The organism is Propioniciclava tarda, from assembly GCF_900182665.1.
Classification (GTDB): Bacteria; Actinomycetota; Actinomycetes; order Propionibacteriales; family Propionibacteriaceae; genus Propioniciclava; species Propioniciclava tarda.
The window spans coordinates 1-7389 of sequence record NZ_FXTL01000028.1; the positions used below are offsets into that span (position 1 = coordinate 1).

Annotated in this window: 9 protein-coding genes; 5 read left to right on the forward strand and 4 right to left on the reverse strand. The window is 69.5% G+C overall.

The window, feature by feature from the left end; all coding sequences use genetic code 11:
- A partial coding sequence (locus FN821_RS13890; RefSeq protein ID WP_244944438.1) for a winged helix-turn-helix domain-containing protein occupies positions 1-428 on the forward strand: 428 nt, incomplete at its 5' end.
- Between the two features lie 9 nt (positions 429-437).
- Entirely contained in the window at positions 438-1352 is a 915-nt protein-coding gene (locus FN821_RS13895; protein WP_131173127.1) for a 1,4-dihydroxy-2-naphthoyl-CoA synthase, read from the forward strand.
- A 25-nt stretch (positions 1353-1377) separates the two neighbouring features.
- On the opposite strand, the gene FN821_RS13900 is transcribed toward FN821_RS13895, so the two are convergent.
- Genes FN821_RS13900 through FN821_RS13910 form a run of 3 tightly spaced genes read right to left on the reverse strand, consistent with a single transcriptional unit; the run spans position 1378 to position 4311 of the window.
- The gene (locus tag FN821_RS13900) at positions 1378-2910 is read right to left on the reverse strand and encodes a carbohydrate-binding domain-containing protein (RefSeq protein WP_131173126.1); all 1533 of its coding nucleotides are present in this window, start codon (positions 2908-2910) and stop codon (positions 1378-1380) included.
- A 46-nt stretch (positions 2911-2956) separates the two neighbouring features.
- Positions 2957-3721, reverse strand: a complete 765-nt coding sequence (locus FN821_RS13905) for a polyphosphate polymerase domain-containing protein (RefSeq protein WP_131173125.1) — start codon at positions 3719-3721, stop codon at positions 2957-2959.
- Positions 3718-4311: a DUF4956 domain-containing protein gene (locus FN821_RS13910; RefSeq protein WP_131173124.1), complete on the reverse strand. Its 594-nt coding sequence runs from the start codon at positions 4309-4311 to the stop codon at positions 3718-3720. Before FN821_RS13910 ends, FN821_RS13905 begins: the two co-directional genes overlap by 4 nt.
- 178 nt (positions 4312-4489) lie before the next feature.
- On the opposite strand from FN821_RS13910, the gene FN821_RS13915 reads away from it, so the two are divergent.
- From FN821_RS13915 to FN821_RS13925, 3 genes are read left to right on the forward strand one after another with little or no spacing between them, the layout of a single operon-like run.
- The gene (locus FN821_RS13915) at positions 4490-5419 is read left to right on the forward strand and encodes a phosphodiester glycosidase family protein (RefSeq protein WP_131173123.1); all 930 of its coding nucleotides are present in this window, start codon (positions 4490-4492) and stop codon (positions 5417-5419) included.
- Between the two features lie 5 nt (positions 5420-5424).
- Positions 5425-6528: a bifunctional glycosyltransferase family 2/GtrA family protein gene (locus FN821_RS13920; RefSeq protein ID WP_131173122.1), complete on the forward strand. Its 1104-nt coding sequence runs from the start codon at positions 5425-5427 to the stop codon at positions 6526-6528.
- Positions 6504-7034, forward strand: a complete 531-nt coding sequence (locus FN821_RS13925) for a YbaK/EbsC family protein (RefSeq protein WP_131173121.1) — start codon at positions 6504-6506, stop codon at positions 7032-7034. The genes FN821_RS13920 and FN821_RS13925 overlap by 25 nt, the downstream gene beginning before the upstream one ends.
- Positions 7035-7055: 21 nt before the next feature.
- Here FN821_RS13925 and FN821_RS13930 read toward each other — a convergent pair whose 3' ends face one another.
- Positions 7056-7265, reverse strand: a complete 210-nt coding sequence (locus FN821_RS13930; RefSeq protein ID WP_131173120.1) for a hypothetical protein — start codon at positions 7263-7265, stop codon at positions 7056-7058.
- Positions 7266-7389: the final 124 nt, after the last annotated feature.

Consider the following 7389-nt stretch of genomic DNA (forward strand, 5'->3'; position numbering starts at 1 on the left):
ACCTAGCCAGAGCCACAATCGACGAACCCGACACGACCATCCCGCCACCCAGCCGGCGTAACCCCGGGTCGCGCATTGATCAGCGTTTCCCTAGGGGTGCGTCGCCCGCTGCCAAAGCTGCGCCGCATCCCCGCGTAGGCCTCAACGAGTTCCTGTCGCACCCGATCCGCCTCTCCCTGGTCGCCGCGCTGGCGTCGGTGGAGGAGGCGGATTTCGCGTCTCTGCGCGACTTCCTGCAGATCTCCGACAGCGCCCTGAGCCGCCGCGCGTCCCAGCTCGAAGAGGCCAAGCTGGTCACGATCCGCAAGGGGTACGTGGGCAAGCGTCCGCGGACCTGGCTGTCGCTCACGCCAGCCGGACGCGAAGCCTGGACGTCCCACCTGGCCGCCATCAAGGCCATCGCCAAAGGGCTGCCGCCGAGCGTGTAGGTTGCGGCCATGGCGTCCGCGAACCCCTTCAATCCCGCCCTATGGGAGCCCGTCGAGGGCTTCGAGTTCACCGACATCACCTACCACCGCGCGCGCCACGTGCCGGCGGTGCGGGTCGCGATCAACCGCCCCGAGGTCCGCAACGCCTTCCGGCCGAAGACCGTCGACGAGTTGTACCAGGCCCTGGATCACGCCCGGATGAGCTCGGACATCGGCTGCGTCCTGCTGACCGGCAACGGTCCGAGCGAGCGCGACGGGGGCTGGGCCTTCTGCTCGGGCGGCGATCAGCGCATCCGCGGACGCTCCGGCTATCAGTACGCCGACGGCGAGACCGCCGAGACCGTGGACGCCCGTCGCGCCAAGGCCGAGGGTGGACGCCTCCACATCCTCGAGGTGCAGCGGCTGATCCGGTTCATGCCGAAGGTCGTGATCGCGCTCGTGAACGGCTGGGCCGCCGGCGGCGGCCACTCGCTGCATGTCGTCTGCGACCTGACGCTGGCGTCCGCCGAGGAAGCCAAGTTCAAGCAGACGGACGCCGACGTCGGCAGCTTCGACGCGGGCTTCGGCTCGGCGTACCTGGCCCGGCAGGTCGGCCAGAAGATCGCGCGCGAGATCTTCTTCCTCGGCGAGACCTACGACGCCCGGCGCGCCTACGAGATGGGCACGGTCAACCGGGTCGTCCCGCACGCCGACCTCGAGACCGTCGGCCTGGAGTGGGCCGCGACGATCTGCGGCAAGTCGCCCACCGCCCAGCGCATGCTCAAGTTCGCCTTCAACGCCATCGACGACGGGCTGGTCGGCCAGCAGGTCTTCGCCGGCGAGACCACCCGCCTCGCCTACATGACCGACGAGGCGGTCGAGGGCCGCGATAGCTTCCTGCAGAAGCGGCGCCCGGACTGGTCCGAGTTCCCCTACTACTACTGAGCAGCGCCGGCGCCGCCCGCGGCAGCTAGTGCCGCGGGCCCATGCCGCCTGCGGACGCCACGTCTGCGGTCACGTTCATCGCCGTCCCGTTCACGGAGACCGTGTAGGCCGAGCCCGACTTGATCGCGGACGACGAGTAGACGACGTTGCCGAACGTCCGGGGCGCGGTGAACTCGGCGATCACGGTCGAGCCCGCCAGGATCTGCACCTTCGCGCCGGCGCTTCCGGACGCCGCGGCCATCAGCCAGCCCTGTGAGCTGGAGGTGCCCGGCGCGACCGGCATCGAGGCGTCCCCGAGGGCGATGAGCTGGCCGCCCGTGATGGTGAACGTGCCGTTCACGTCGAGGGCTCCGTTTCCGCCGCCGACCTGATCGACGATCACGGTGCCGCCCGCGATGGACGCCGTGCCGTTCGAGTCGAAGCCATCGCCGTTCGCGTGCAGGATGAGCGTTCCGCCCGTGATGGACGCCGTGCCCGGGACGACCGTCCCGCCACCGCCGCCCATGCCGCGGGCGTTCGTGGTGGTCGTCGTGGTCGACGTCGAGGTCTGGGCCACGTTGAGCCCGTCGTCGGACGAGGTCACCTCGATCGTGCCGCCACCGATCACGATGTTGAGCGCCTCCAAGCCCTCGTAGCTTCGGCTCACGTTGATCGTTCCGTCAGAGATGATGATGTCGTTCGTGGCGTCGATGCCGTCGCCCTTTGCGGTACCCGCCGCGAGGTTGAGCGTGCCGCCGGAGATGTCGACGAAGCCTGAGTCGGCGTCCGTGGTGTTATCGGACTTCAAGGCGTCGCCGCCGGCCGAGACGGTGATGTTGCCGCCCGTGATCGCCACGTGATCCTTGCCACGGATGCCGTCGTCGACGGCGGTCACGTTGATCGTGCCCGCGGTGATGACGAGTCCGTCCTTGCTGGCGATGCCGTCGTTGAGCTGACCCGTGACGGTGAGCGACCCGCCGCCCCCGATCGTCAGATCAGCGGACGACCACAGCGCCGCGTTCGGCGCGGACTCGGAGGTGTCTGCGTAGGTCTTGGCGTCCGTGAGCGTGTTGCTGGTGCCGTCGGCGAGCACGATGACGGACTCGCCCGCGTCGGTGACGGCGATCGCCGGACCGGTGGACGAGGTGATCGTCGCGCCGTTCAGCACCACCTTGACTTCGTCGGACGACGGCGAGTTGACCACGACCTGGCCGTTCAGGGTTCCCGAGAGCACGTAGGTGCCGCCGGCGGTGATCGTCACGGTGTTGCCGGACGCCGTCGCTCCCGCCCCGCTCACGGTGGCGGAAGAGCCGGTCAACGCGATCGTGGTGGCACCCGTCGCGCTCCAGGTGGTGGCGGCGGTGTCCGGGGTGGCGTTGTTGGCGCGCGCCTCGGCGACGCTTGCGTCGGCCGTCAGGACGGTTGCAGTGGCTGTCGACTGGGACGACGCGGTCGTGGTCCCGGAGCCGGATGTCGTCGACGAGCCGGTCAACGAGACTCCGGCGACGCTGCAACCGGTGAGCACGGCGGTGGTGGCCAGGGCGGCGAGCGAGGCCAGGAGGCGGGGCTTGCGATTCATGATGGGTCCTCTTCGGTGTGGTTGGTTGGATGGTGAGCGAGTGGTTTCAGGCGGCCAGCGGGCCGGTGCTGAGCAGCCGGTGCCAGCGGTTTCGGGCCAGGTCGGGCCGCAGCACCGCCAGCGCGGTCGCGTACTTCGAGATCGAGGTGGGCCGGTGGCCGGTGCGCCAGAGCAACCGGTCGGCGGCACAGGGGCGGGAGCTGGACTTGGTCTCGACGATCACGAGGTCGTCGACCCGGAGCCGGTCCGCGCCGCGGCGCAGGCGCCAGTCGAGGTCGACGTCAAGCGTGACCCGCCCCTCGGCGTCCGGCAGCAGCAGGGTGGTGCGGCGGTAGGTGACGTCCAGCACGGGACTCAGTCGACCGCTCGGCCGGACGCCTCCCTCGGCCAGCTTCTCGGCGACGAAAGCGGACGCCGCGGCGTCGGCCTCGGTGCCCGACCAGGGCAGGCGCGACTTGACGGTGGCTGCCCGACGCTTGGTCTTGACCTCCAGGAAGGTGATTCCGCTGTCGAGGTACGTGCGCGTCCGGGTCTTGCCCCGTCGCGCCCGGCGGTGCGCCGCATCGTGGAACGAGTCGAGGCCCGCGGTGTCGAAGTAGGTCGAGGCGTAGCCGAAGCTGCGGCCGGAGTCGATGTCGAGCACCCGGGTGCCGGCGGGCAGGGCCGCGAGGAAGCCGTCGGCTTGGTCCCGCGTGAGCACGTACTTGCGGTCGACGCGCGTGAGCAGGGACGCCGACGCGTTGAGTTCCTCGAGGGTCAAGCTGGGCAGGTCAGCCAGGCCGGACAGCCCGGACTCGCAGAGGGCGGTCATCGGGCCGTTTCCAATGCGGCGGCCACGGCGCGCCGGCGTCCCGCCGCGCCCTCGCGGTAGCGGACGTCAACCGTGGTGGTGTCGTTGACGAAGTCGAGCTTCTGCACCGTGGTGTGGTGGACCTGGCCCCCAAGCCTTTGTTCCAGGGCGGCGACGAGCGCGCTGGTGTCGCTGATCGCCCGGTCGAGCACGATCACCTCGCGCCGGTACCCGCGGAGCAGGGCCGGATGGTCGGAAACGAACATCGCGATCAGAACGACGGCCATCAGTCCGACGGACAGCAACGGCTCTGAACCGAGCCCGCTCAGCAGGCCAAGGGCCAGCGCGCTGAAGTAGTAGGCCACCTCGTGCTGGGCCAGCTCGTCCGACCGCAGCCGGATGATCGACAGGACGCCGAAGAGCCCGAGCCCCAGGCCTGCGCCCACGGCGGTGTTGAGCAGCACCGTGCTGACGGCCATGATCCCCAGGTTCACGCCGAGGTAGGCAACAACGAGGTCGCGGCGGCGATGGCGCGGGAAGTACAGGCCGAGGGTCAAGACGGTGATCGCGATGACGTTGGCCGCGTACAACAGGGCGGTGGTGGTGATCATGGGTGCTCCTTGCGTGGATGTCTTCGTGACCAGTCAGCCGTCCGAAGCTGTCGGGTCCCTGTGGGCCCGCCCTCGTTGATCCTGTGAACGTTTGTGGCGTTGACAAGGGTTGATGCTCACAAGGACGCCGTGGCGGAGACACAGGCATGGCACAGGACGCTGCCTCAAGGTCGAGGTCATGAACTCCTCCGCCGCAGTGACATCCCGCAAAGTCAGCCGTCGCGCCCTGCTGGGCGGCGCCCTCGCCGTGGTCGCTTCGGCCGGCGGCGGCACCGCCTGGGCGTTGGACCGCTTCGTCATCGAGCACGCCGAGGTGACGGACGCCTCGAGCGCCTGGGCGTCCGCTACTCCCACCGCAACAGCGACCGCGGCGTCCACGAACACGTCGGCGTCCGTCACCGTCACCAAGAAGACGGTGGGCTCGGGTGCCAACCTGGTGACCTACTACGTAGCCGACCTGAAGTTGGCCGCTGGCACGGCCCTGCGGGCCGCACTCGCCAAGGACACCTTCGGTGAAAACATCATCGAGAACACGTCGACGATCGCGAAGGCGAACAACGCTGCCTGGGCGATCAACGGCGACTACTACGGCTTCCGAGACACGGGAATCGTCATCCGTAACGGGGTCGCGTTCCGGGACTCCGGCGCCCGTCAGGGGCTCGCGGTGTTCCGCGACGGGACCCTCGCCCTCTACGACGAGACCACCACGACGGCCGCGAAGCTGATCGCCGACGGTGCCTGGCAGACCCTGTCGTTCGGGCCCGGCATCGTCAACGACGGGAAGGTCGTCAGCGGCATCGAGAGCGTCGAGGTCGATACCAACATCGGCAATCACTCGATTCAGGGTGAGCAGCCACGCACGGGCCTCGGCATGATCGCCCCCAACCACCTGGTGGCGATCGTCGCGGACGGCCGCGCGTCCGGTTACAGCCGCGGCGTCACGATGACCGAGTTCGCACAGTTGTTCACCGGGCTCGGCGCGCAGGTCGCGTACAACCTGGACGGCGGCGGCAGCTCCGTCATGTTCTACAACGGTGCGCTGGCCAGCAACCCGCTGGGCCGGGGCCAGGAACGTGGCACCAGCGACATCTTGTACGTGGCGGGCTGACGGCCATGATCATCCTGATCCCGGCGTACGAGCCCGACCTTCGCCTGCCTCAGCTCGTCCGAAGCCTGCGCGAGGCCGCACCTGCGGCGTCCGTCGTGGTGGTGGACGACGGGTCCGGGCCCGCCTACCGCGGGGTGTTCGACGTGACCGCCGGGGTGGGTGCCGAGGTGCTGCGCCTTGACGAGAACCACGGCAAGGGGGCGGCGTTGAAGCGCGGCTTCGCGTGGGCGATGCAGCACCGGCCCGGTGAGGCGGTGGTCTGCGCCGACTCGGACGGCCAGCACGCCGTGCCCGACATTGTGGCTGTCGCCGAGCAGGTGGCGCCCGGGTCGATGGTGCTCGGCGGACGCGAGTTCACTGGCACCGTGCCGGTCCGCAGCCGGGTGGGTAACACGGTGAGCCGCTGGGTCTTCCGGGCTGTCACCGGGACGGCGATCCGCGACACCCAAACCGGCCTGCGCGGCTACCCCGCCGACCTGCTGGGGTGGCTGCTGAGCGTCGAGGGGGAGCGGTTCGAGTACGAATCGAACCTGTTGTTCGAGGCCAAGCGTGCCGGCGTCCGGGTCGTCGAGATTCCCATCCAGACCATCTATCTGGACGCCAACGCCTCCTCGCACTTTCGGCCGGTCCGGGACTCGGCCCGCATCTACGGTCGCCTGCTCGGCTTCGTGGCGTCGTCACTGGCCGGAGCCGGGGTCGACTGGGTGGGCGTCCTGCTGCTGAGCGCGCTGACGGGCAACCTGTTGGTGTCGGTGGTGGGCGCACGCGTGTTGAGCGCTGCGGTCAACTTCTCCTTGAACCGGACCGCCGTCTTCGCCGATCACGGTCCGCTGCAGCTCGCGCTGCGCCGCTACGCCGTGCTGGCCTGCGGAATTCTGGCCGGAAACTACCTGCTGCTGGTTGCGCTGACCCACGTCGGACTGCCGCTGGTCGTGGCGAAGCTGATCACCGAGGTGGTGCTGTTCATCGCCAGCTACGTGGTGCAGCATCGCGTGGTTTTCGCCGGACGCCGAAGCGTCGGCGTCCCTGTCGGCGATCCGTCGGGGGTCAGCGAGGACAAAGCCGGCGCTGCCATCATGGGCCCATGGCACCGATCTATGACGCGTTGACCCTCGTCCCGGCCGACCAGCGCCTCGACCTTGTCGCACCCCCGGTCGCCGCCGCGCTGGCCTATATCCCGGACGCCATGGTCGCAGCCATCGACCCTGGCCTCGCCGACACGGAGGCGTTCTGCGCGGCCTACGGCGTCCCGCTCGAGAGCTCGGTAAACGCGGTCGTCGTCAAGGGTGTCCGGGCGGGCGCGGAGCGGTTCGTCGTCTGCATGACGCCTGCGACGAAGCGCGTCGACGTCAACAACGTGGTCCGGCGCCGGCTGGACGCCCGCCGCGCGTCGTTCGCGCCCATGGACGAGGCGTGTGCGCTGACTGGCATGGAGTACGGCGGCATCACGCCCGTGGGTGCGCCCGTCGAGTGGCCGATCTGGGTCGATCCGGACGCCGTCGCGCTCGATTGGGTCTGTATCGGCTCCGGCATCCGGGGATCCAAGCTGTTCATCCCCGGACGCGCGTTCCTGGACCTACCGAACGCCGAGGCCGTCCAGGGCCTCGCCCGCTAACGACCCGCGAGGCCTGTCAGCTCACCAGCCGCCGACGGAGCCGCCGCCCGAGGCGTCCGCGTAGGGCTCGCCGGACTCGGCGCCCTCAAGCGCGGTCTGCTGGGGGGCCACGATCGGGTCCGGGAGCGCCGGTGCGTCGATGGGGGCGGGCACGGGCGGGAAGCCCGAGCCGGGGATCATGGGTGAATCGGTGCAACCCGACGTGCCGCTCGCCTGGTGGGCCTTGTTCATCCGGACCCCTTCATAAGGGTGCGGGGTGACCGCGAAATCGAGCCTACGCTCGCGTCCGCCCCCGCTGCGGGCAGCGTGACAGCGTCAGACAGAGGTCTCGTCAACAATCACAGCCGTGCTACTG